The sequence below is a fragment of the Paenibacillus agaridevorans genome, from assembly GCF_018604145.1.
Classification (GTDB): domain Bacteria; phylum Bacillota; class Bacilli; order Paenibacillales; family Paenibacillaceae; genus Pristimantibacillus; species Pristimantibacillus agaridevorans.
The window spans coordinates 7,615,012-7,640,302 of record NZ_CP075889.1 but is presented as its reverse complement, the minus strand read 5'-3'; the positions used below and the strand labels follow the sequence as shown (position 1 = coordinate 7,640,302).

Here is a 25,291-nt window from a genome sequence, read left to right as displayed (position 1 = left end):
CATAAATGTAAACAATTGCATTGATTTTCATTATATCAGTTCACATGCAGTAAGACAATTGATGGTGGTAAATAGTGATTTCATAAGGAATATCCACGACATATAAGTCAGTTGATAATCCAGAAGTTGTGTGTTATATTACTCGAAAATGTTAACGTTTGCATTGTTAGTGTGACTGCTTGTCTAATTTAGATGGAAAAACTTCCTTTATCCTATTCTATTAGACTATGGCGGCATTTTTTTCATGGTACAAACGTTTACATTTATTAGATAAGGGGTTGATGTGGAATAAGCATATAAACCGCATGCGAATCGGATCATGAACGTTTCAAGGAAACGCCGAAACAGATGAGTTGGCAAGCAAATATTCGACGAATTAGTAAGCGCTTTCTTTCTTCTCTATGACTAACCGAACAGCAACATTACGACGCTCAACGGGAATCCTTGGATGCCTGCCCGACTTAAAGGGTCCTCCATTCCCGATTTCACAACCAGGAAGGAGAAATATTGATGATTCGATTACGCAGAGGTTTGGCGGTGACGCTGGCATTTTTTATGCTCGCGACCGGCTTGTTAACAGGCGACTTCCGGCAGGTGGAAGCCAGTTCCTCCACGGAGATGTCGTTCGATCCCGTCGAATCGCTTGACGGGTGGGGCTCCTGGAATACGCTGACGCTCGACACGACCGATTACAAGCGGGGCTCGGCCAGCCTCAGCATGACGGGCAGCGCAGCGACACAATTCTACAAAGCGTTATCCACGCCTGTCGATACCGGGTTGGCCTTCGAGAACGGCAGCCTAAATTTCTGGTATTACGTGGACGACGTAAACAAGCTCGATGGCACCATAGGACAGATTGAGATTACGAGCTCCGGCGTCTCTGACGCGGATGAGATCGCTTGGGATTACGCGACGCATATCAAGAACAAGGTTGTGAACGGGTGGAACTATATTTCGCTTCCCCTCAGCCAGAGCTTTACAATCGGCAATCCCGACTTATCGGCGATCAATTTCTTCCGCATCTATTTCATCACCTCGAAGTCGCCGGTCATCAAGATCGACGATATTGTCTTTGAGAAAGCGGATCAGCGCGCCATCGTCATGGATAAGGCGGACGCGCTGGACGGATGGCAATCTTCCGGCACTCTGACGCTGGATACTCAGGAAAAGGCAGAAAACCAGGCCAGCATCAGCATGACGGGAGCCGGTTCAGTGGAGTTTGAGAAAACCTTCACCACCCCCTTCAATGCTAGGATGCCGGAAAACGCCGGCACTCTTAACTTCTTTTATTATGTTCAGAATATCGCCGCCTTGTCCGGCGCTTCCGGGCAGGTTGATCTGGGGAGTTCCGGCAGCGCGCAAACAGATGGTTACACGTGGGATCTCTCGTCTGTTCTACCGCGGCTGACCACCGGATGGAACCTTGTGACGCTGAGGCTCAGCGACGGCGTACGCACAGGCCAACCCGATCTGACCGCGCTCAACTACTTCCGGCTAAAGGTAAACAAGTCAAGCTCCGTCACCTCCAAGCTGGATACGATTTATTTTGAAGAGCCCATTGGCTCCTCCACGGAGGTGTCGTTTGATCCCGCCGAATCGCTGGACGGATGGGGCTCCTGGAATACGCTGACGCTCGACACGACCGATTACAAGCGAGGCTCGGCCAGCATCAGCATGACAGGCACTTCAGCGGCGCAGTTCTTCAAGGCGTTATCCACGCCTGTCGATACCGGCGTGACCGTCCAGAACGGCAACCTGAACTTCTGGTATTACGTGGACGACGTAAACAAGCTCGATGGCACCATAGGACAGATCGAGATTACGAGCTCCGGCAACTCTGACGCGGATGAAATCGCTTGGGATTACGCGACGCATATCAAGAACAAGGTCGTGAACGGGTGGAACTATATTTCGCTCCCCCTCAGCCAAGGCTTTATAACCGGCAATCCCGACTTATCGGCTATCAATTTCTTCCGCATCTATTTCTTCACCTCGCAGTCGCCGGTCATCAAGATCGACGATATTGTGTTTGAGAAAGCGAATCCGAGCGCCATCGTCATGGATAAGGCGGACGCGCTGGACGGCTGGCAGTCCTCGGGGACACTGACGCTGGATACCCGGGAAAAGGAAGAAAACCAGGCTAGCATCAGCATGACGGGAGCCGGTTCAGTGGAGTTTGAGAAAACCTTTACCGCCCCCTTCAATGCTATGATGCCGGAAGACGCCGGCACGCTTAACTTCTTTTATTATGTTCAGAATATCGCCGCCTTGTCCGGCACTTCCGGACAGGTTGATCTGGGGAGTTCCGGCAGCGCGCAAACAGACGGTTATACGTGGGACCTCTCGTCTGTTCTACCGCAGCTGACCACCGGATGGAACCTCGTGACGCTTAAGCTCAGCGATGGCGTACGCACGGGCCAACCCGATCTGACCGCGCTCAACTACTTCCGGCTGAAAGTAAACAAGTCAAGCTCCGTCACCTCCAAGCTGGATACGATTTATTTCAAAGAGCTGCAGGGGCTGCCCGTTGGATACTACGCGGGAACCGGCACCGACACGTTGCAACTGACCGTCACGAACGGGACGGGGAGCGGCAACAAGTATGTGTATCAGAAGATCGGCATGCCCGACTATAAATTCAAGATCGGCGATTACATCGAGTATGATGTGCTTCTCGACCAGGACATCGACCGCGCGGGCGGCATCGAAATCGATTTAATAGAAGGCTTGTCCTTGCGCGACACCGGATGGGTCGACCAAAACGGCATCTCAGGCCATCCAAGCAAGGACCTTTCGGATTACGCCAATGGACAGTGGTACCATCGCAAGCTGAAAATTACGACGCCTGCCATTGGCAAGCATATTGACCGGCTGCTGCTTGTTGGCGAGAACGATACGGACGGGCTGGCCTACAGCGCGACCTATAAGAATATCGTCGTCACCGACCGGCTGGGCAATCTCCAGAAGGCGTTGTTTACGCAGGCATCCGACTATACCCTGGTCGGCATCGCCTATAGCAACCTTGTGGCTAACAGCGTCGTAACCGGAGGCCCGGCACCGCAAGCGGCCCAACCCGCCGTCAAGAATACCGTGTACCCGAGCGCCGACGTGGCGGTCGCGGGTTGGGATGTACAGGACTATGGAGCCGACCCGAACGGCAGTCAAGACGCCTCATCCGCCTTCCAGCAGGCTCTGAACGACTGCTCGCTGGCAGGAGGTGGGGTCGTGTGGGCACCTTCGGGCACTTATAAGATGCTCGGCAGTCTCAGCATCGCCAGCGCTTGTACGCTGCGCGGCGATTGGAAGAAGCCTACCGACTCCGATCCGTCTGTAGGCGGAACCGTGCTACTGGCCTACGCCGGACGTAATGACGAGATGGCGCGGCCGTTCATTAGTCTGGGAACGGGAGCGGGCGTACGCAACCTGTCCGTCTACTATCCCGAGCAGCAGATTTCAAACGTGAAGCCGTATCCTTACACGATCTCGGCGGCAGCGATGTCAGCAACGGTAATGAACGTCACGCTGGTCAACTCCTACAACGGCATCTCCATCGGTAAACCGGCGAACGCCATGCATTACATCAGGGATGTTTACGGCACGCCGCTCAAGACTGGCGTCTTCGTCGATATGGTCCTCGACGTCGGACGGATTCAGGAGGTTGCCTTCTCTCCGACATACTGGGCGCAGTCCGGCTTGGCCGGCGCACCGACTGCCGGGGAAATTACAAGCTATATCCAGGGAAGTAACGACTCCGTCGGTTTAATAATCGGCCGCAGCGACTGGGAAGTGCTCAACGGCGTGCGGCTCGCGGATTACGCGACCGGCATCCGGTTCATCAGTAACGAAGGCGGCGGCGGATCGAACGGCTCCATGTACAACGTGAACATCACGGGGGCCCGCACCGGCATAGACATTCGCACGATCAGTGAAGTGGGCTGGCTCGTGTCGGGCGGAGCAATCGAGGCTAACGCCGGCTCCGATCCGGTCGGCGTATGGGGTCGACCGACCCACACAGGCGCCAGCCTCCAGTTTAACAAGACGACGTTCAGCGGCAGCGGGACGGCGGCAAGACTGGAAGAAAACGGATTGATGAGTTTCGTAAACACCGATTTCCAGAGCTGGAACGCGGCCGGAGCGGCAATCGACGCTCAGAAGGGAAGCCTGATCGTCCAAGGAAGTACCTTCGCCGGAGCGGCTTCCGGGCAAAGTCATATCCACCTGGGCGCGAACGTATCCTCTGCCAACATCCTGAGTAACAATTACAATGGCACACCGTCGGTTGTGAACGGGAATCCGGCCAATTCGCAAATTGTGGTTGATCAGACGCCGCGTCAATTTGCACCCATCGATGGGGCGCCTTATGAACGCGCCGTGCATCCGTTGCCGAAGGAGACAGACAACAGCCATCTTTTTGTGGTAACAGATCCGAGCTTCGGCGCGGCGGCGGACGGCGTAACGGACGATACGGCCGCCATTCAGGATGCGCTCGACGCGGCTGACAGCGCAGGCGGCGGCACCGTATACCTGCCGGCCGGCAAATACCGTGTGAACGGCCATTTGAACGTCCCCGCCGGCACCGAGCTGAGGGGCGCGCATGACGTCCCCGCCGTTCCGGCCGGCGCCGCAACCGTCATCTATGCCTACCCGGCGGGCGACCACGGGCAAGCGACAGGCACGCCATTTATCAAGCTAAACTCGAATTCCAGCCGCGGTGGCTCGGGCGTTAGGGGCCTTCTCATCTGGTATCCGGAGCAGGATGATGTGGACAATGTGGCACCATATCCCTGGACGATCCAGAGCCAGGGACCGAATTGCTGGGTGATCTACACGAACGTTTCCAACGCATATCAGGGCGTCGATTTCGGCACATACGACAATGACGGCCACGTCGTCGACTATTTGTCCGGCGCGGGGCTCAAGACTGGCTTGTTCGTCGGAAACACTTCGACGGAAGGTTGGGTGGAGAATGTCCACTTCAACCCGACCTTCTGGTCGACCCCCGGTCCTCTGCTCAACGCGCCGACATCCGACATCACAATGGCGGTTTGGGACTGGCAAAAGGCCAACGGCACTGGCTTCCTGTACGGGCATGTCGCGAATGGTCATGTCAGCGAAACGTTCATCTTTGGAGCAAAAGACGGTATCCGGTTCATCGAACAGCCCGGATTGGGAGGTTTCAGCGGCACCGTTCTGAACCACGGCACGGACGGAGCTGTTAACGGCGTAAGGTTCAGCGGAGTCGGCGCGCAGGGCATCGATCTCGTCAACCTTGAGGCGGTGCAGTTCGAAGGCAACTTCGTCATCGTCGAAAATACGGTCGGCTCGACCGACCAGATTCGATTGTTCAATACGAACCATTGGACGAGTCCGACGGTAGGCTACGATATTCATGGCGGCAACCTCCTGCTCCAGCAGGTTCATTTTGCCCATGGCGGCACCAACGCGGTCAAGGTCACTGCGGGAACAGTCAACGTGCAGGCCAACTATTTCGCCACGGCCATGCCGCAAATGATCCGCAACGACGGAGGAACGATCCAGGTTACGGGCAGCGTCGCCGCCGGCGGTGTTACAACAGCCGGCAGTGTGACGCTTGACGCCAATGTAACGCGCTGACGGCGGATATAAAGAGAAAAAACAGTCCGGCTCCTCACTGGAGCTGGACTGTTTTTCACACTGGCGCAGGTCGGGATACCGACCTGAACGGCAGATTTATATTTGTTCTAGCCGGTTGGGTACCGCGCATCAATCAGCCGGCACGAGCCGGATCACCCGGTAACCGCCTTGGAAGCCCGGCTTCGTCACATATTGGCACGACCCCCGGCTTAACGCATCGGCGTGCGCGAAATGTACGTGGCCGCAGAAAATACCGACTAGATTTCCGAGGGGATTGTCGAGCAACAGCCGATGGAAGTTGCGGGTCGCCTCGGTCGCGGGCTTCACTTGCCATTGTACCATCCGTTCCGCATCCCAATCTTCCGCGTTCAGCAGGATCGGCGAGCCCCACATGTGCAGCACATCTTTCAGCAACGATGGCACGTAGATCGGAATGTGCATGAACAGCAGGACCGGCAGTCCGCGTTCCAATTCGGCTTGATAAAAGTCCAACTGCGCTTGTGTGATCTGATACGTGCTGTTATCGATTCCGATCAGCAATATGCCGTTCAACTCCAGCACGCGAAACGATGGATCTCCGCCGGCGAGACGAGCAAACTTTCCGACATGGGCCTGTCTTGTTTCCTCGCCCCAAGGTTCGCCGGGAAATTCCCAATCGTGGTTGCCTGGCGTGTACAAGATTGGAGCTTGCAATTTCCCGAGTCGGCTTTCCAAATACGCCACATTGCCGACTGTCGCTCCGTTCACGATATCACCGGTCAACGCGACGCCGTCTACCTGCCGCTCCGCGGCGAAGGCAAGCGCTTTTTCGAAGTGGGCCCGGGTCTCGACTTCGTCAAAATTGTAATCGACATACGATTGCGACAACGTTCCGTAACCTTCCACTGAATCCGTTGCGTTCATATGGCTGTCGGTTACATGCAACAACAGCGTCGGCTGCGACAATCCGGAAATTCGGATCATCGTCTGGGTGTCGTTACTGGTCGGCAAATGCTCGAATTTCATTGCGAATCCCCCCTTCTCTCATCTTCGTTCATGGTTGAAAGCTTCAAAAATAATTGCCGGCAAGCCCATCTCAGCCTGTCCCGCCGGCCGATCATGAGACAGGAATCCGCCGCCCTGCTTGCGAACGCACCGGATGGAGACTTCCTTTGTTTCTCCCGGAAATATCGTGACGAAGCTGTCCGAAGCTTCCATCCAGTATGCGTTGGAAATTTCGATCGGGTGAACATGAAGAGCAGCATGGCTTCCTTGATTCGAGACGCGGTAAAGACGAAGAACAGAAGAGCCCCCGAACAAGGTTGGATCGTCCGATTGCCACTCATCCTTAGGCTCTATACATAATTCTGCGCCTTGCAGAGTGATCGCGGTCTCGTACAGACGGTCCGCATCCGTGGAGAAGAAATAAACATTCTCCGAAGCCGCCGTCCCGTCTTGAAGCACCTGAAGCCGCACAAAAAATAATCGAGGAAAATCCGCCGAAATCCGAAAACTTAAATCTCCCATGAGCTTCGTATTCTCGGCAAGCAGCGCCCCCGCATACTGCCGTTCCAGCAGCACTTCTCCTTCGGCATTCAGCACCTGCGCACTAACAGCCGCCTCTTTGGTGCCGCCATTCCCATGCGCGTATATCCGGGCTTGAAATTCCTCGCCGGCGGCGTAATTCAGCTTGCGGTAATCAAGCGACGCATGCAGCGGAGCGAACGCCAGTCGGGTCCAGTAATAGGCCATCTTGGCCTCGCCGTAGTACTCGACCAGGCAGGTGCAAGACACATTCGGCCACGGCTCGTTCAACTGCCAGATAATGCTTCCGCTGTTCTCGAATTTCCGACGGCGGTTCGCCTCCACGATGTAACGCAGGCCTTCCGCCTGAATCCATTGGCTGCATTTTGCGAATTGCGATAGATCCTTCATCGGTCCGAAGAACTGTTCATCGCGCTGTCGCGTATCCCACCATTCTCCATGATGCCGCCAAACGAAGCTGTCCGTCATGGAATTGGGGGCCAGATGGGGCTCCGATAGAAACTTTCGCAAGCTCTTCACGGAACTCATCCCGTCCACGCCAAACTCGCTGTGAAATAAGTTGTCCGATTCGCCGTACAAATCGTAATGATCCGGATTACCCCCGTATTTCCAGTTTCCATGCACATCATGGCTAACCCCTTTTTCCCGTGTGATGAACTCCACCGGACCCGAAGCGGAGGTCGGCAAGAAAAGCCGGGTGGGATCGTATTGTTCGACCAGCGCTTTCAAGCGGGACAGATTCTCGTCCTCATAGGTGGAAGGCCTGTTCGGTTCGCTCATGAGTTCATTGCCTCCGCTCCAGACAGCCAAAGAAACATGGTTCCGGCGATTCCGAAGCGCATGGACGGCGGATTGCCCCAATAACGCAAGAAACCGGGGATGCTTGGACGGAATGTTGTCATAGCCGGAGCTGGACTGAATGAACTCCTGCCAAATCAAGATGCCGAACGAGTCGCACAGCTCGTAGAACCTCGTTTTCTCGATAACTCCGCCGCCCCACACGCGCACCATATTGATATGGGCTTGTTTCATCTGATAGACAAGCCATTCGTAGTGCTCCTCGGTCACGTTCCCGTACATCAGGTCAAGAGGCGTCATATTGACTCCCTTGATGTAAATCTTCTTCCCGTTGATGACGAACGTATAGGGCAAGGAATCTTCGGGACTGTTCACGTTCCGCATGTAAGCAAGCTTACGGATTCCTGTGCGCATAAGCCTCTCGTCGAGAACGTTTCCCTCTCTGGCGATCTGGATCTTCACTTGATATAGGGGCTGCTTCCCGTGACCGTTCGGATACCACAACTCGGGATTCATCACTTCCAACCGGAAGGAAAATCGTGTTTCGCCGGGTTGAAGCGCTCGGCGGAGCCGGTCGACAACACGGCCGTCCGGAGTCGCGATCTCGACACCGATTTCAGCGGCATCAACCTTCGCATCCATCGATGCGTCCACCATTGCCGAGGAAGACTCGGAGACATGGTCATGCAGTGTTACGAACAGGTCGATAATTCCATTGTTATCGGCAACGTCCGTCTGCAACGAAACTTCGTCGATGGAATAGTCTTCATGCACCCTGAGCAGGATATCTTCCCATATGCCGATGTTAACCATTCGTGTAGAAAAGTCCCATTTATAGTTAAAGCGGCTTTTTTGCGTATGCGTTAGGGAGGTTTTCCCGATTTGGGCCATTTCGTCGGGAGCATGCTCGAATACGATGACCAAAGTCAGCTCTTCGTTCGCTTGCGCCAGCTCCGTCACGTCGAAGACGGCCGGGTGATACATCCCTTCGTGCTCACCGAGACAGACGCCGTTCATGAATATCGTCGCTTTGTAATCCAATCCCTTGCATACGAGCTCTACCTTGCGCCCGATCTCTTCCGGACGGGCAAAGGTCGTTTTATAAACCCACCAACGATTCTCCACCCACTCGCACTTCAAGCTGTTCAAGTCTTCATATGGGTGTTCGATGAGGCCTGTCCGATATAAATCGTAGTGCACTCCCCCCGGAACCGTAGCCGGAATCCAATCGGTCACTCCCAACAGATCGAGCCCGGTCTCCATGCTTCGGTTCAACATCGGAACCCAGGGATAATAGCCTTTAAGCTTCCATTCCTGCTGATTCAGATCAACTTCCAACCTGACTGCCTCCTCGTAAGACGACAAGAGATATCGCGCCCGGCAAATCACTTGTCATTCGCGTTTGTTTCTTATCTGCAGATCGCGATCCCCTGATTACTTCATCAATTGCTGTAAGGTTGGCCACAAGATAGACTTTTCGCCTGTCGGCTTAATTAACCAAAAGCCGGCATGATCATAGAGATTATTCGAATTTACGACACTGCTATGATTATCGTAAAGCTGCCAGAAGAGGATGTAGGGCACGTCGTTTTGCAAAGCTACTTTAATGTTCGTAAGGATGTTTCCAAACGTGTTCCGATCGCCGTAAATCATCTCAGGCCTGCCAATTTCGCCAACATATACGTTATTGTTTCCGAACGCCGCGCTGTCGGGAGCCTTGGTTTTGAAATAGTCCAAAGCGGCTTTAAAGCTATGCTGGTCGTAAGTCGAGTCGTAAGCGGAATAGGAGTACAGGTCGGTATACGTGTACGGAACAATGTTATTCACGGCCGACACACTTCCCTGCATGCCTGCGACGACCGCGTTCACTTCAATCGCGTTGTACACATTCACGCCTTGAGGCTGAACATCGATTCTAGCTTGATTGACGGCATCCTGGCGTTTGTTCATCCACTGGATCATATTGCTGATGGCCTGATTGCTTGTACCGTTCGGACCTTGAATCATCCAATCGGATTCCCAGTTTTGCAGGATAAACGTTTTGCCGGTATTGCGATACGTATTGAGCAAATGGACTGTCAGATTGTAGATTTGATCGTATTCTGTCTGCAAGGCCGCCGCCATAGCCGGAGCCGATAGCTGTGCATGAATATCGATCGTATCGGGTTGAAGCGTAGTGATAACGTATGTTTTAAACGGTTTGTTAAACAGATCGACAAAATAGGAGTGCTGCGCCAGCTGGGTGAGTGTCGACATGACGCCCCAATTACTGTTCCAATTGTAATATCTCGCTTGGTACGCAGGCACGCCATTATTGTCAGCGTAAGTAATCATATCCATGTAAACCTTGATGACATCCGTTCCAAGATTTTTTAATTGGTCGGCTCCTTCATTCAGAAAATTAGTTGTCGTTAAATGATAGGTGCCCGCCACATGGGTCGAACCCACAACTTCCTTGAATACCTTGCCCTTCTGTTGCAAGATCGTGTTTATTTCCGCAACCGGATCGTTGAATGCTTGGATGGAAACGTTGCCGATTTGCGTCCCCCACGCCAGACCGTTACCCGAGCCGGCAATCTCTATTTTCAAATAATGAGTGGAGGACGGCAGAGCCGCAGCCGGCTTCAAATAGGTCCGATACCAACCCCAGCCCGTAGGAACCGTAAAAGCTTGGGTATAGGCGATGGACGTCCAGGTGACGCCGTCGGTGGATCTGTATAGATTGAGGGAACCTAGCGTGCCGGAGTAATAGGTTTTAATCGCAAAATCCGTCATATTGTTTTTGTTATACGTAACAAAGGCCGAATTGCTGTTCGCTCGAGATAATCTGACAGGATCCCCTTCGAAGTAATCGGAAGCGCCACTGACATCGAATTGAACGTTTGCAGAATGAGCGTAAGTGAAATCCAGGTTATTCAGTTCGTCATTAAACTCGGAGATTGCGAGATTGACCTGACCGATCTCCGTCCCCCACGACTGGCCGTTGCCCGCAGAAACGATTTCTATTTTAATAAAATTGGTTTCAGACGGCAGCTTTCCATCCGGAGACAAGTAAGTACGATACCACGAACTGGAGGTATGCACCGGTGCATCTATCAAGTACGGTTGCTTTACCCATTTTCCTCCGTCTCTTGAGGTGTAGATATTAAGAGTACCCAACGAACCGTTATAATAAGTCTTTATATTAAAGCTAGCAATATCGTGCTTATAGTAAATAAAGCTTCCCGTGTTATTATCGGACCTCGTTGCCCTGGAGGTGTCTCCTTCAAAATAAAGCGCGGCGGATGAAGTATCCAGACCTATGTTCGAAGTTGACATATAAGTCTTCGTTAAATCGTTCAAATTATCCGTGTAATTGATGACCGCTAGACGAACCTCGGCAATTTGGGTGCCCCAGGACAGACCATTATCCGTTGCGATAATTTCGATTTTCAGATAATTTGTATTTGGTGGCAAAGGGCTTGTCGGGGTCAGATTGGTCCGGTGCCAAGCCGTACTGCTATTCGTACTGACAGGTACTGATGCGGAATAAGTTTGCGGCGTCCAGACCGTTCCATCAGGCGACGTATAGATATTCAAATCCCCCACGGAAGCGCCGTGATAGTAAACTTTAATATCAAAGCCGATCGAATTATTCTGGTGATAAACCATATTTCCCGGGTTATTGTCGATCTTCACCGCTCTGGATGCGTCATTCTCGAAATAATCTGCCGAACCTGCGATGTCCAGATTCATATTCGAGCTTTGGGAATAGACCTTGCTATAATCGTCCAAATCGTCAAAAAAGTTTAAACCCATACCTTCTGTTTTCAAATTAACCTGGGCAATCTGGGTGCCCCAGACTTGCCCGTTGCCCGAAGTAACGATTTCTATTTTCAGATAATTGGTGTTGTAAGGGATTGGCGCGTTAGGAGTGAGATTCGTCCTGTACCAACTGCTGCCGGTGGACACTGGAGTGTCCGTAGCATAAGGAATGCTTGTCCAGTTGGACCCTTCCCGTGAGGTGTACACGTTAATTGTACCAAGCGAACCATTATAATAGGTCTTGATGCTGAACCCGCTGATTTTCCCTCTATTGTACGTGAACGACCCCGCATTTGTATTGGTTCGGGTTAATCGGGATGAGTCGCCTTCAAAGTATAACGCGGCGGAAGCCGTGTCCAACTGTATGTTATTCTGACGGGAGTATACCTGCGTAAAATCATTTAAAGGATCCGAAAAGTTAAAGATGGATAGATTGGCTGCTTGTGCATGGGATGCATGAAAGTCAAATGTGAAAAATCCCGTCACAAAAACAATCATACTTGCAGTTAACAAGAAAGAAATCGCTCTCTTCTTCATCCTTAGCATCGACATTTACTCCTCGCGAAAAATTAATTTCACTCCAAGACTCCAATTTGTCAGATCCGTTCTTCATCGTTACGCTGCAGCGGCAAGACGCCGCTTCAGTGCATAATCCAGCCGCCATCCACATTAAGCGTCTGTCCCGTAATAAAATCGCTCGCGGGAGAGGCCAGAAACACGAATGCTCCTTCCAGGTCTTTCGCCGTCTCCCTGCGCGGCAGAGCTTGCAAGGTAGCCATCAATCGCGCTGTCGCCTCAGGATCATAGTTCCATTCGTCTTCCCCTTCGGACTCCGTCAGTACCGCGCCCGGCGTCAAACAATTGACGGTAATGCCGTCATGCCCCACTTCTCTGGCCAAAGCCCGGGTAAAGCCAACGATCGCGCTCTTGGAGGCTACATAATGAAGAAGGTTTTTCTGACCGGTAAAGTGGGTGACCGAAGACACGTTGATGATCTTCCCATACTGTTGCTCCCGCATATAAGGATAAACAGCTTTTGCAGCGTAAAATTGGGATTTCACATTCGTATTCATAACCCGGTCCCACTCGGCATCGGTAATTTCAAACCAAGATCTCCGCGGATCTATAGCAGCATTATTGACAAGAATATGGATTGTGCCATATCGGGCAACCGTCTCCGTTACCATTGCCTGAACTTCTTCCTCTACCGATACATCCGCACGAAAGGCGAACGCCTCTCCGCCCTCGCTTTGAATCTCACGAACAACTTCCTCGGCCAACTCCGCATTGCGCGAATAATTGACCACGACTTTCGCCCCTTCTCTGGCATAACACTTGGCGATCTGAGCACCAATCGAACGCGAAGAGCCGGTTACGATTGCGACTTTATTCTTAAGCATATTGAGTACTCACCTTTCATCCGATTCCCGGATAATCTGCCTTGAGATGATCCGGGAACTGCTATATTATTTGAATATTCAGATTAGCGTTTCGACAATTCTGCAAGCCGCTCCTGGAAGCTCACCAACTGCTCATTATACTTATCTATAATTTTTTGTTGACCGAGCGATTCCGCTTGTTTCACCATTTCGTTGTACAGCTTCTCAAAATGTTCATCATTATTGGCATTGATCACCAAAGGAAGTTGTTTGTCCATATATTGCATGAGTCTTTCTTCCATTTTCGATTCTTCCGAATCCGGATCGAGATTAGTCGACGAAACATACGGAGTGATATCGAATGGGACAAATTCAAAGTTCGGATTGTTGTGCCATGCATCCAGCATTGTATTCCAACCATAAGCTGCATAGGCTTTCTTTTGTGTGTCCGTGGCAGCGGCCAGCAAATATTGCGTGTCGTTATAATAATAATTGGCCTGTCCGTTCGATCCTGTCGCATTCGTACGTGTCGGGAAAATGAAGATATAACCGCCGAGTCTTCTCTCCAATTCTTTATCCGGGTCACCGGACTTCACTATTTCCAAAAACTCCGGCATCGGAATTCTTAAACCTTGTTCATTAACGGTATAGTCTCTGCCCTCAACACCCCAGCCCAATCGAATTGTCATTTCTTCGCTCGACATAAAGTTTAGAACTTCCATAAATCTTTCAGGGTTCTTCATCGTCTTTAGCAGACCTGCCGTTTCATCCGGTCTTACGCTATTGTACAGCTCATAGCGAACGTTCCGGCCTTCTTCTTTGGCAATGGTCAACCGAATGGGGGTTACAATATACTGCATATCTACATGTCCAGCCACCGCAAGCTTCGCGTTTATACCCGGTACCATCCATTTGGCGAAGTTTGCGGAATGCGCGACTCCGGACTCCCACTTCTTCTGGAATTCAGGGAATTTATCCGTCCATGCCTCCCGATCCATGATGCCCTCGCGTGTAAGAATGTTCCAGAATCTGAGCGTTTCCTTCGTGTAAGGATGACTTGCCAATGGAACGATTTTCGCCGCATCAACGTCTACAAGCCCGGTTGTTTTATAGAAGTGCTGATATCCGCTATGTCTTGGCAGATACGTCGACAGCAATGGACCGATAGATTCGCCCCAGAAGTTGATCATACCGATCGATTTCTGACCCAGACTAGTTGGGAACTGCTTAGCCGCTTCCCGCAGCATGTTAATATAGTCGTCAGTCGTATCCAGCTTCGGCCAGCCCAGTTTTTCGAGCACATCTACCCTTACATTCATATCCAGCGGTTCTGCATTCATCTGCAATTGGTCTGGACCTGATTGCCAAATATAAAGATTCCCGTTTTTCGAATCAAAATTTCTCCAATAAGGAATGAGATCTTTCTGATACTCGTAGAAATTCGGAATAAGATCTCTGTAATCGTCCAAGTTAAGGAAGGCACCGGCTTCAATATATTTCTTCGTGACGGCGTCAAGTCCCGTCTGCACAATGTCCAAGTCGCCCCAGTCATTGGCTGCCAGCATCAACAGAGCTTTCTCCGACGCTGATTCGTTATACGGCACGAATTCAAATACAACATTGAATTTCTCTTGAATCATTTGTCCTATCTCATCTTCGGTACTTAATTTCGTCTTGTCTCCTCTAGCCAAAACCTTATACGTGATCGGCGGTCTACTGTTCTCTGTGCCGGATGTGCCGGTTGAACTAGAGGCGGATGAATCAGATGAGGCAGAAGGAGCTTTTGACTCTTTACTGTCTGAATTTGTACACCCAATCACTGACGTTGCAGCCAGCGCAATCATTGTACTTAGTAGTGCCATTTTTTTGAACCTGGTTGTCATATATGCACCCCTACTCATTTTATTTTTATATAAACCGGCGATTCTATTAATTCCCCGGCTATATTCTCCTCACCACGCTTTACTCCTTAACGGCACCCAACAACAAACCTTTGATAAAATACTTCTGGAGAAACGGGTAGACAATCAAAATCGGAATACATACAGTAACCGTCATCGCCATCTTTACCGATTCCATGGTAAAGCTCTTGCCGCCTTGATTTAATTTCATCATGTCAGTCGCACTAGAGATGGAGCCATTCTTCAAATAGTTCGTCAATATATATTGCAGAGTAAATAATTCACTTCTTGTCGAGTTATACAGGAGATTATCTCCAAAGGCGTTCCACTGACTGATAAACTCAAACAAAGTAATCGCAGCCAGAACAGGGATACAAAGTGGAAAAACAATTTTGAACGCCACTTGAAAATAGGAAGCTCCGTCAATAAAAGCGGATTCTTCGAGGCTTCTGGGCAACTCCTGTATAAAGGTGCGAATCAAGATTAATCCAAATACGGTTACCAGATTCGGCAAAATATAAACCCAAAATGAACCGATCAAATGCAAATCGGAAATATTCATATATACTGGAAGAATACCCGCTGTAAAATACATGGCGAAGATCACATACCGGGAGAAAAACTTCCGATAAACCAGCTCGTCTCTCGATAAGACATAGGCGCTCATAAACACAACCACAATTGTACAGATTGGCCCAATAGTGCTGCGGGCGATGGATATCTTTAACCCATCCATGAAGTTCAATTGCGTGAAAATGGTTTTATAGGCATCCAGCGAAAACCCTAAAGGCAGCACCAAAAATTTAGCAAACGTATTTGCCGAGCTGACTGATAACAAAAACATATAAATGAATGGGTAGAACGTTGCGAAAATAATTCCCAGCATCACAAGTGTGTTAACCGCTATAAAAGCGACGTCGTTCCACTTGATCCGACCTTTTTTACTCCTTGTTATAGTCACCATCGAATAGGTTGCACACCCTCTCTATGTTGATTTGCCCTATAACATTAAAACAAAGATCTGTTAGCCAGCCTTTTACATATGTAGTTCACTAAGATCAACATGAGAATGCTCACAATCGTTTTGACAATACTCACTGCCGTTGCATAAGGAAATCTGCCTAATTTCAAACCGAATTCATAAATATACATATCGAATACTTGCATCGTTGCGACATTGGTCGGGTTTGTAAACAGATAAAATTGTTCAAAGTTTGAGTTAAGCAGCATACCGCTGTTGAGAATTAACAGCACAACAAGCGTTGGCATAATACAAGGAAGCGTAATATGACGAATTTTCGAGAATCTGCCTGCTCCATCCATATCAGCAGCTTCGTACATTTGATGATCAATTCCGGCAATTGCGGCCAAAAAGATAATGGCATTGTATCCGAGTGACTTCCAAAGATTAACCCCAAACATTAATACCCAAGAATACTTGGGATCTCCGAGTACATTAATGCCTTGTTCTACAAACTCATATTTAACAAGCATCATATTGATAAGACCAGAATTTGAAGAGAGGAAAATATAAATTAGGGAATAACCAATAACCCATGAAATGAAGAATGGAAAAAGCGAAAATGTCTGTACAATCGATTTGAAATACTTGTTTTTCAATTCATTCAACAAGATGGCGAATATTAAAGCGCAGGTCAAATTGATTACTAGCGCTCCGATATTAATAACCAACGTGTTTCGAAGCACATCCAAAGCGTCTGTAGAATCAATAAAAAATTCTATAAAGGAAGCAATTCCTGTCCACTCAGACTTCCACATACTTTTTCCCACGCGATAATCCTTAAAAGCAATTACCCAGCCTATAATAGGTTTGTAAGTGAACAGCGCAAGCACAAGCAGCGTCGGCAAGAGCATTAGCAGAAGTTGGCGTTGCTTGTACAAGATAATCTCCAAGGAAGATTTTTTATTTTGCGGTTTGAAGACTTGAGACTCAGCTGCAAGATCAGCCATTCTGTTTATCCCCACCTCTATCCTTATTTCCAAGGCGCCGGTTTGATCGGCGGATTGACCACGCTTTCAATTCCTCCGTTCCTCCGATCTGCAGTCCGCTTCCGCCACTTCGACCGTCTTGAAGCTATCTATGCTCCGTGCCATCCGTAGCAGCCGTATGCTGCCGTTCAAAGTTGTTACCGTTTTCAATAAAGGCAAACGTTTGCATTTACGATTATATATCCAGATTTTCTTTTAGTCAACTTATAAATAACGTCTTGTTTTATAGGAGAGAAAATCCACAAAATAGTTCTATTCAGTGGGAAATATCAAAATTCTAAAGCTTTTGTTCGTCCACAATTATCTCTAAATCTTCTACCATAGAAATGAAATCGTTTGCCTTTTTTAAGGAATTTTCGTTTAGAATTAATTGAGATTCACAAAAAGAGGGGCGGTGATCGAAAGCAGTAAAAGCTCGCATGATCAATTAATGCAAAAATAGGAATCAGCAAAAAGGTCGCCGCGTTTATCGATAACGGCGACCATATTTTGCTTGATTCGGGGACCTTGGAGGATTGCCTGTAGTTTCATTTGTGCCAGACTCCGGGTGCGAAATCGTCCTCGAACGGGAAAATTGGACTCGGGATATGACGGAACGGCAGCGACATGAGATTGGCTGTGCTCGCGCCCGGTGTGTCCAAAATATAGATGGAGGAAGCTATTTTCTCATATTCCTGCCTGAACTGGCTGGCCGACTTGACGATTACGAGATCCGCTTCCGTCGGTTCGAGCCCGGCGCTCCGATACATGGCAGGATCGCCTGTGAACACCGGCAGTTCCATGAGCAGCACCTGCAAAGTGCCGATTGCGACCACCGCGCATGCGCCCATATTCGCTTCGAAGCCGGGGATATAGCCGCCCCCGAACCGGAACCGGCCGTCGGTAACCCGGGTTACCCTGCCTTCGATCTCAAGCGGTTCGCCATTATCCGAGCTTATCGCATGGCCAACCCGCAAACGAACAAGCCGTCCCTCGCCTGCAGCCAACGCGGCCCGGGCCGCAGACGGGTCGACCATCGGGATGAGTGCACGCAGCCACGTCGAAGCCCCAAGCGCGAGCAATTGCCGCAGCACCTGGTTGCTGTCGCCGGGCGAGCCCGCCCCGGGACTGTCAGCGGAATCGGAGGCGATCGCAGGCGCAGGCACCTGGCGGTCCCGGATGATTTGCAAAATTTGCCCAACGGAATGGAGCTGAATTTCAAAGTCGTGGCGCTTGTGCCAGAACAACCGGGCCAGCCTGTCAGCTTCCGCTTCGGCCGCGTCGCTCCGCGCCCTCTCCCCGATCACGACAACCGAGCAGCCCATCTCCTTAACATCCAGCCACGGCTGAACCGCGAACAGCGAAGTCGCCGCCGAAGCCCCCGCTTCTTCGCCCTTCTGCGCCTCCTGCCACAGCTCGAACATCGGTCCGCGATACGTTTGGTGATTTTCGGCCTGCAGGATCATCGGTATTTTGCGAAAAACAACAATAGGGTCGCAGCGGCCTTCGATGATATCGAGCAGCAGCTTGCCCGCGAGATAGCCGGTTTCGCGGTAATCGATATGCGGGAAGGTGCGATACCCGGCGAGCGCGTTAACATTGTTCACCATGCGCTCAGTGAGGTTGGCATGCGAATCGAGCGAAAGCACGATCGGCAGCTTCGCGCCAGCCATCGCGCGAACTTCCGCCAACACCTCACCGCACAAATCGTCCTCGTCCGCGGCGACCCAGGCGCCGTGAAGCGCAAGCAGAATACCGTCGCAGCCTGCCTCCAGATGCCGGGCAATCCGGGGATACAGCTGCTCCTTCAATTGGTTGACTGTGCTGCGCGGAATGCATCCCGACGATATGGCACCTGTATACAAGGTCGGCAACGGCACAGCGCCGCGCTCCGCAAGCGCCGCGAGAAAACCGCCCAGCTCGTTGGACCACATCCTGGCTGTCAGCAGCTCATCGTCGGTAAACCAGTAATTTTGCCTGAAGTCCGTTAGAGGGCTAGCGGCTATGCTGAATGTATTGGATTCTTGCAGAATGCCCCCGACAACAATGCGCGCCGCACGTGTATCCGCATCTCCTTTTGTCACACCGCATCCCCCCGTCCCGCGGCAGGCTCAGGACCTGCGCTCGAGCCGCCCTCCAGAGCCGGGCGCGCCAGCCTCGTGTACTGACCGAGCACGCCTTTGTGGCCCATGACCGGAGACGTCCAGCCTTGTCTGCGTTCCAGCAGGATGTCCGCGATTTCATCCGCCGTGCGCTTGACGCCTTCCGTGCCGACGATGTCAATCGTTCTGGCCGGAATATCGATGCGCACGATATCGCCGTCCGCGACCAGCGCAATCGGCCCGCCGTCGATCGCTTCCGGTCCGAGATAACCGACGCACGGACCGCGGGTGGCGCCGGAGAAGCGTCCGTCCGTCACCAGCGACGTCGTATGCGACAGTACCGGATCGGAGGCGATCAGCTCCGACATGAAGAACATCTCCGGCATGCCGATGGCGCGCGGTCCTTGATAACGGATAATGACGACGTCGCCCGGGACGATCCGCTTTCCTGTGAGCGCGTCCACGGCCGCGCGTTCGGAATCGAACACTTTAACCGGCCCTTCGTGTACGTGCATCTCCTTGGAGACGGCGGATTTTTTGATCGTCGCGCCTTGCGGCGCCAGATTGCCGGTCAGCACAGCGAGCGAACCTTCCGATTTCAGCGGCTTGCGGATCGAATAGATGACGTCGCGGCGGTTCAGCTTGTAGTTGGCCAGGAACATCTCGGCAAACCGCGGCATTTCGTTGGCGCGATATTCCGCAAGGTTGTCCCGCAGCGTACGGCCGGTCACCGTCAGCACATCGAGATGGAGCCGGTCCTCCAGCTCCAGCATCACCTGTGGCACGCCGCCTGCATACCAGAACAGCTCGGTCGGATAGTGACCGGCCGTCTTCGTATCGACAAGCACCGGTACGCTCCGATGGATGCGGTCCATCTCGTAAGCGTCCAGCGGTACGCCGATTTCGCGGGCGATCGCAATCAGATGCATCACGGCGTTAAGCGAGCCGCCGATGGCGGAGTGGACCATGACGGCGTTCTCGAACGCTTCCCGGGTCAAAATTCGCGATGGCGTAATGCCCGCTTGCGCCAGCTTCATCACCTGCTGTCCCGCCGCCCGCGCCGCGCGCTTGATCTCCGCGTTGGTCGCCGGAATAAGCGCCGACCACGGCAGTGCGAGACCGAGCGCCTCCGACATGACCTGCATCGTCGCCGCCGTGCCCATGTACTGGCAGGCGCCGCACGTCGGACAGCACGCCCGCTGGAACGCCAGAAACTCCTCCTTGGACATTTTCTCCTGTTCCACTTCGACGCTCATATGCCACAGCTCTTCGTTGGATCGCATGCACGGCCCCGCGCCCATCGCGCCGCCCGGCACGTGAATCGCCGGAATATTGAGCCTCGCGATCGCCATCAGATGGGCAGGCACTGCCTTGTCCCCGGCCGACGTCAGCGCCAGCGCGTCGAATGGCGTCGCCAGCGCGTGAATCTCCACCATATTGGCGATCATATCACGCGAAAGCAGCGAATAATGCATGCCGTTATGCGCCTGCGCCACACCGTCGCAGATGTCGGTTGTTGTATAAATCGCCGGTTTGCCGCCCATCTGGAACACGCCTTTTTCCATCTCGCCGACCAACTCATGCAGATGATACGAACTCGGGTGGCTGGCTCCGTGCGTACTCTCCACCAACACTTGCACGCGGCCAAGATCCTCGACCGTCCAATCCATCGACATGCGGAGAGCATCGCCCTCGAAACTGATCTTTCTGACTTTCTGACTGGCTGCGTCGCTGCTGGCTGCGTTCATCGTATTTAGCACTCCCCTGTAAGCTCGATTGATGCTTTGAGTATACGCCACTTATGTAAGATTGTCTACAATCTGATTGATGATTTACAAAGGAAGTGAAATCACGTATTATTTTAAGATAAAGTAATGAACGAGGCGAGGAGCGTGTTCCAGCTTGGAAGATTTCACATTCAATGAACAAAAGGACGTGTCCTTGCGACATAAAATTACCGACGATATCCGTAAAGCGATTTTCAGAGGAAGATTAAAGCCGGGGAGCCGGTTGCGCGAAATTGAAATGTCCAGGCAGATGGGCGTCAGCCGCGGACCGATTCGCGAGGCGATGCGCATGCTGGAGCAGGAAGGCTTACTGTACTCGTTGCCTTACAAGGAAACGATGGTGGCCGAAATTACCGGAGAAGAAGTGGCGGAGGTGCTTATTCCGCTGCGCCTCACGATCGAATTGTATACGGTGCGCAAAGCTTTAGCTTTCATGAACGATGAGCATATCGGCCGATTGCGGGCCATTATTGACGATATGCGCGATGGCGCCGCCAAGCAGGATGCAACGGCTCTCGCCGACTGCGATCTCGCATTCCACGAGTATCTGGTAACGTTGTCGGGCATGGGCAACATGATCGGCATCTGGAAGTCGATTTATAATCGGATTCGCCTGCACTTCATCACCCAGGCCAACGCCTATGAAGACCTGAACGTGCTTTGTCAGGAGCACGAGAATTTGCTCGGCGTAATCACCGACGGAGATCAGGCGCAAATCGCCGAAGCGCTGACCGCGCACATCCACGCTGTAAACTTCGGGATTATGAAGCAAAGTTGAAGCAAGCTGCGGACGGTAGCCGTGATGGACAAGCGAGCGGCGGAAGTAAGTCAAGCGGACGTTGTCATCGAAACGGAGCAGTCGGCTTATCAAAATGACGGCACATAGCACGAATCTTCATGATATAACGCAAAAAACTCTTCCCGGGGGAAGAGTGTGATTGAAGTGTGATGGTGCGCGTAGAGGGACTTGAACCCCCACGATCTCTCGCCAGATCCTAAGTCTGGTGCGTCTGCCAATTCCGCCATACGCGCATAGGTGATGCTTAGATATTGAGCATATCACGTTCCCTATGCTGTTGACAAGTGCTGAACAGAATTGATTCTTTTTACGCTTCATCGCCTTAAAGAACTTACATCTTCCAAGGTAGCAAAAGGCGAGGGCAGCAACTATGCCCTCGCCTCTCTGATATTTGTTAATCTTCGTCTTCTTCGTTCTCTTCCGGTTCCTCGGCTGCATAAAGGGACATAGACACCTTCAGAATCTGGTGGTTGTCCATCTCCAGAACGGTAAAGACATGTCGACCGTGTGTAATCGGAACAGGCTCTTCTTCGAGTGAGAACTGCTGGACCTGCAGCCAGCCTCCAATCGTATCAACGCCGAAATCCTCTTCGAACTTCACGCCGAATTGAGTCTCGATGTCCTCAAGCAGCACCAGGCCGTTCAGCACATACTCGTTCTCTGACTTTCTAACAATGTCGGGTTGTTCGTCGTTATCGAACTCGTCCCGAATCTCGCCCACAATCTCTTCGAGAATATCTTCCATCGTAATGATGCCGGCCGTGCCGCCATACTCATCGATAACGAGAGCGATATGCACGCCTTTCTTCTGCATCTTAAGGAGGACATCCTGCAGTGGGGCAGTCTCATGCACAGTTCCGATCTCATGAATCATCGACTGGATTGGAGTAGAACGTCCCAGCGCGATATCGGTTACCAATTCCTTGGCATTGAGGAATCCGATTACTTTATCCTTATCGCCTTCCTGAGTCACAGGGTAGCGTGTGTAGTTGTTCTCATCAATAATTGCAAGCACTTCTTCACGCGTCATACGCGCGTCAACCGACATAGCCTGCATACGCGGGACCATAACGTCCTTCGCTACGCGTTCGTCGAATGCAAAAATATTTTGCATATAAGAAAGCTCCGTCTGATTGATCTCGCCGCTTTTGAAGCTTTGAGCCATAATAATCTTAAGTTCTTCCTCCGAATGGGCTTGTTCGTGACCCGCTGGCTGAACGCCAAACATTCTCAGAAATACTCGAGCCGAGCCGTTAAGGAGCCAGATGAGCGGGAACAAAATCTTGCCGAACAGAACAAGCGGTCCTGCCAGAAGAAGCGTCATACGCTCCGCGAATTGGATCGCCATTGTTTTAGGTGCCAGCTCTCCGAATACGACGTGCAAAAATGTCATCAGCGACAATGCAAGCGTGTAGGAAATCGGGGTGGCCCAAGCGTCGGATACGCCCCAATCGTGGAAGATCGGATGCAGAATTTTTTCGATTGTCGGCTCGCCGAGCGCACCAAGTCCGAGTGCAGTGACCGTAATACCCAGCTGACACGCCGACAAATAATAATCCAGATCCGTTACTAGCCGTTTGGCCGCCATTGCTTTCTTGTTGCCTTCCGCAATCAATTGATCAATCCGGGACATTCTGACCTTCACTACCGCGAATTCCGATCCGACGAAGAAAGCAGTCATTACGATAAGCAGCGCTACCAACAGCAAATTAATCAAGATGGATAAGTCCAATTAGTTCCCTCAAGTACGAGGGATTCACCTCCGTTTGTTTTTGAAATGGCTCTAGACGAATACTACGTACAAGTCCTGCTCATGTTTCATATTATTTACAAAATACATCATTGCTATCATTCAAATTATAGCCTGTAAATGATTAACATCCTAAACTCGACTTGAATACATTACATAAGCTAGAGCCCTTGCCCAATTAAAGTACCCGCTTCGAAAACTAAAGAAACAGGAGTGAACGCATATGTCGTTTTTTCCTCCCTTCGGTCCGCCGCCCGGCCCTCCTCCATTTGGACCTGGCCCTGGTCCTGGACCAGGACCAGGTCCATCGCCAGGCGGTCCCCATGCCGCACCGTCCTCTCCTCCGCCGTCTTTCGTACCGCAGCAATCTTCTGCAGCTCCGCTTGCCGTAGATCCTGGCGCCATTCGTCGCTGCGTGTTCCGCAATACGTATATCTGGATGCATAACGGCAGTCAATTCTGGTTTTTCCCCGTCTTCGTCGGACCAACCTCGATTGCGGGATTTCGCTGGACGGGATTTTTCTGGATGTACACCGGCTTCGACCTGAGATCTATTCAGTCCTTTACTTGCTTCTAATCGTTATGTAGCAAAAAGAAAGCTTAACTGCCGGATCGGCTCGAGTTAAGCTTTTCTTTTTGCGAGGATTATCGTTTGATAATCTGTTTGTTCTTGCAGATGAGAAAAACCGTCAGAGCAGATCATCCTGACGGTCCTTTTTGTGCTAGCGCCAGAAAGAAACGACGTCACTCCTGTCTGTTCGTTCACCTTGCTCTCGGCTAAGAGGAAAAACACCCTCTAATAACCCCGTCTCCTCCCTTGCTTGCTCTTTAGAGGGAAATCCTACCTCTAATTCTGGCCGAATCGTTATTTTCGGGTTAAATCACCCCGATTAATGGGAGGTTTTCCCTCTAAGCGGAGCCGATATTCCGATTTTTCCGGATTAGAGGGAGCTTTTCCCTCTATTTTCCGATGCGATATACGAACGGCCCCTCGGCGAGCGATCGCGTTTAAAGGTAGAATTTTTTGCAAATAGAATTTCTTCTTCGAGTTCTCGAAAACATATAAATTCTATTGTGGTAAGCAAAAAACCCTTCGTATCAGAAGGGTTTTTTCATGGTATGGTGCGCGTAGAGGGACTTGAACCCCCACGGTCGCCCGCTAGATCCTAAGTCTAGTGCGTCTGCCAATTCCGCCATACGCGCAAGGGTAAAGCTTGGGTAAATAACTGGTGAGCCATGAAGGACTCGAACCTTCGACACCCTGATTAAAAGTCAGGTGCTCTACCAACTGAGCTAATGGCTCTTAATAAAATGGCTGGGGATCAAGGATTCGAACCTTGGAGTGACGGAGTCAAAGTCCGTTGCCTTACCGCTTGGCTAATCCCCAGCGTGGGCGGTATGGTGGAGGATGACGGGATCGAACCGCCGACCCTCTGCTTGTAAGGCAGATGCTCTCCCAGCTGAGCTAATCCTCCGTAAATGGTGACCCGTAGGGGATTCGAACCCCTGTTACCTCCGTGAAAGGGAGGTGTCTTAACCCCTTGACCAACGGGCCATGCGTAAATTGCACTGCTTGTCTGCTTACCAAGAAAGTAATGGAGCTCTCAACCGGGATCGAACCGGTGACCTCATCCTTACCATGGATGCACTCTACCTACTGAGCTATGAGAGCATATGGCTCCCCGAACAGGACTCGAACCTGTGACAACTCGATTAACAGTCGAGTGCTCTACCAACTGAGCTATCAGGGAACATTAAACAAGTGTTGAAATGTGTCCTTGAGCATAAGCGGCTAAGAGACAATTGCTGCTTCAATGTTTGCACATTGAAAACTGGATACGAAAG

At 51.3% G+C, this 25,291-nt stretch carries 13 protein-coding genes and 8 tRNA genes; 3 read left to right on the top strand and 18 right to left on the bottom strand.

Going from position 1 to position 25,291, the window contains the following annotated elements; all coding sequences use genetic code 11:
- Positions 1–510: 510 nt before the first annotated feature.
- Positions 511–5,613: a glycoside hydrolase family 55 protein gene (locus KJW29_RS30705; RefSeq protein WP_214627443.1), complete on the top strand. Its 5,103-nt coding sequence runs from the start codon at positions 511–513 to the stop codon at positions 5,611–5,613.
- Positions 5,614–5,742: 129 nt separating this feature from the next.
- Here the strand turns inward: KJW29_RS30705 and KJW29_RS30700 are convergent, their stop codons facing one another.
- From KJW29_RS30700 to ilvD, 9 genes are all read right to left on the bottom strand, one after another.
- On the bottom strand, positions 5,743–6,618 hold the full coding sequence (locus KJW29_RS30700; protein WP_214627442.1) for a metallophosphoesterase family protein: 876 nt from the start codon (positions 6,616–6,618) through the stop codon (positions 5,743–5,745).
- Positions 6,619–6,636: 18 nt separating this feature from the next.
- On the bottom strand, positions 6,637–9,273 hold the full coding sequence (locus KJW29_RS30695) for a glycoside hydrolase family 2 protein (RefSeq protein WP_214627441.1): 2,637 nt from the start codon (positions 9,271–9,273) through the stop codon (positions 6,637–6,639).
- Between the two features lie 96 nt (positions 9,274–9,369).
- The gene (locus KJW29_RS30690; protein ID WP_214627440.1) at positions 9,370–12,285 is read right to left on the bottom strand and encodes a hypothetical protein; all 2,916 of its coding nucleotides are present in this window, start codon (positions 12,283–12,285) and stop codon (positions 9,370–9,372) included.
- Between the two features lie 95 nt (positions 12,286–12,380).
- Positions 12,381–13,139, bottom strand: coding sequence for an SDR family NAD(P)-dependent oxidoreductase (locus tag KJW29_RS30685; RefSeq protein WP_214627439.1), 759 nt, complete (start codon positions 13,137–13,139; stop codon positions 12,381–12,383).
- Between the two features lie 83 nt (positions 13,140–13,222).
- On the bottom strand, positions 13,223–14,758 hold the full coding sequence (locus KJW29_RS30680; RefSeq protein ID WP_214627438.1) for a type 2 periplasmic-binding domain-containing protein: 1,536 nt from the start codon (positions 14,756–14,758) through the stop codon (positions 13,223–13,225).
- A 322-nt stretch (positions 14,759–15,080) separates the two neighbouring features.
- On the bottom strand, positions 15,081–15,905 hold the full coding sequence (locus KJW29_RS30675) for a carbohydrate ABC transporter permease (protein WP_246608917.1): 825 nt from the start codon (positions 15,903–15,905) through the stop codon (positions 15,081–15,083).
- Positions 15,906–16,027: 122 nt separating this feature from the next.
- Positions 16,028–16,990 carry an ABC transporter permease gene (locus KJW29_RS30670; RefSeq protein WP_214627436.1) on the bottom strand — a complete coding sequence of 321 codons (963 nt, stop codon included), beginning with the start codon at positions 16,988–16,990 and terminating at the stop codon, positions 16,028–16,030.
- Between the two features lie 566 nt (positions 16,991–17,556).
- Entirely contained in the window at positions 17,557–19,092 is a 1,536-nt protein-coding gene (locus KJW29_RS30665; RefSeq protein ID WP_214627435.1) for a M81 family metallopeptidase, read from the bottom strand.
- Positions 19,089–20,858 carry a dihydroxy-acid dehydratase gene (ilvD, locus tag KJW29_RS30660; RefSeq protein WP_214627434.1) on the bottom strand — a complete coding sequence of 590 codons (1,770 nt, stop codon included), beginning with the start codon at positions 20,856–20,858 and terminating at the stop codon, positions 19,089–19,091. The genes KJW29_RS30665 and ilvD overlap by 4 nt, the downstream gene beginning before the upstream one ends.
- A 154-nt stretch (positions 20,859–21,012) precedes the next feature.
- On the opposite strand from ilvD, the gene KJW29_RS30655 reads away from it, so the two are divergent.
- The gene (locus KJW29_RS30655; RefSeq protein WP_214627433.1) at positions 21,013–21,675 is read left to right on the top strand and encodes a GntR family transcriptional regulator; all 663 of its coding nucleotides are present in this window, start codon (positions 21,013–21,015) and stop codon (positions 21,673–21,675) included.
- Positions 21,676–21,846: 171 nt separating this feature from the next.
- Here the strand turns inward: KJW29_RS30655 and KJW29_RS30650 are convergent.
- Both KJW29_RS30650 and KJW29_RS30645 read right to left on the bottom strand, forming a co-directional pair.
- Positions 21,847–21,929 (bottom strand) — tRNA-Leu (locus tag KJW29_RS30650).
- A gap of 161 nt (positions 21,930–22,090) precedes the next feature.
- Positions 22,091–23,428 (bottom strand): hemolysin family protein, encoded by a 1,338-nt coding sequence (locus KJW29_RS30645; RefSeq protein WP_087570687.1) that lies wholly within the window; start codon positions 23,426–23,428, stop codon positions 22,091–22,093.
- A 241-nt stretch (positions 23,429–23,669) separates the two neighbouring features.
- Here KJW29_RS30645 and KJW29_RS30640 point away from each other — a divergent pair, with 241 nt between their 5' ends.
- Positions 23,670–24,023, top strand: coding sequence for a collagen-like protein (locus tag KJW29_RS30640; RefSeq protein ID WP_214627432.1), 354 nt, complete (start codon positions 23,670–23,672; stop codon positions 24,021–24,023).
- Positions 24,024–24,566: 543 nt separating this feature from the next.
- Here KJW29_RS30640 and KJW29_RS30635 read toward each other — a convergent pair.
- The 7 genes from KJW29_RS30635 to KJW29_RS30605 form a co-directional block, all read right to left on the bottom strand.
- Positions 24,567–24,649: transfer RNA gene (locus KJW29_RS30635), tRNA-Leu, on the bottom strand.
- 24 nt (positions 24,650–24,673) lie between these two features.
- A tRNA-Lys gene (locus tag KJW29_RS30630) sits at positions 24,674–24,749 on the bottom strand.
- 9 nt (positions 24,750–24,758) lie between these two features.
- Positions 24,759–24,833, bottom strand: a tRNA-Gln gene (locus KJW29_RS30625).
- Between the two features lie 12 nt (positions 24,834–24,845).
- Positions 24,846–24,921, bottom strand: a tRNA-Val gene (locus KJW29_RS30620).
- A gap of 5 nt (positions 24,922–24,926) precedes the next feature.
- Positions 24,927–25,001 (bottom strand) — tRNA-Glu (locus KJW29_RS30615).
- Between the two features lie 41 nt (positions 25,002–25,042).
- Positions 25,043–25,118: transfer RNA gene (locus KJW29_RS30610), tRNA-Thr, on the bottom strand.
- Positions 25,119–25,121: 3 nt separating this feature from the next.
- Positions 25,122–25,197: transfer RNA gene (locus KJW29_RS30605), tRNA-Asn, on the bottom strand.
- Between the last annotated feature and the right edge of the window lie 94 nt (positions 25,198–25,291).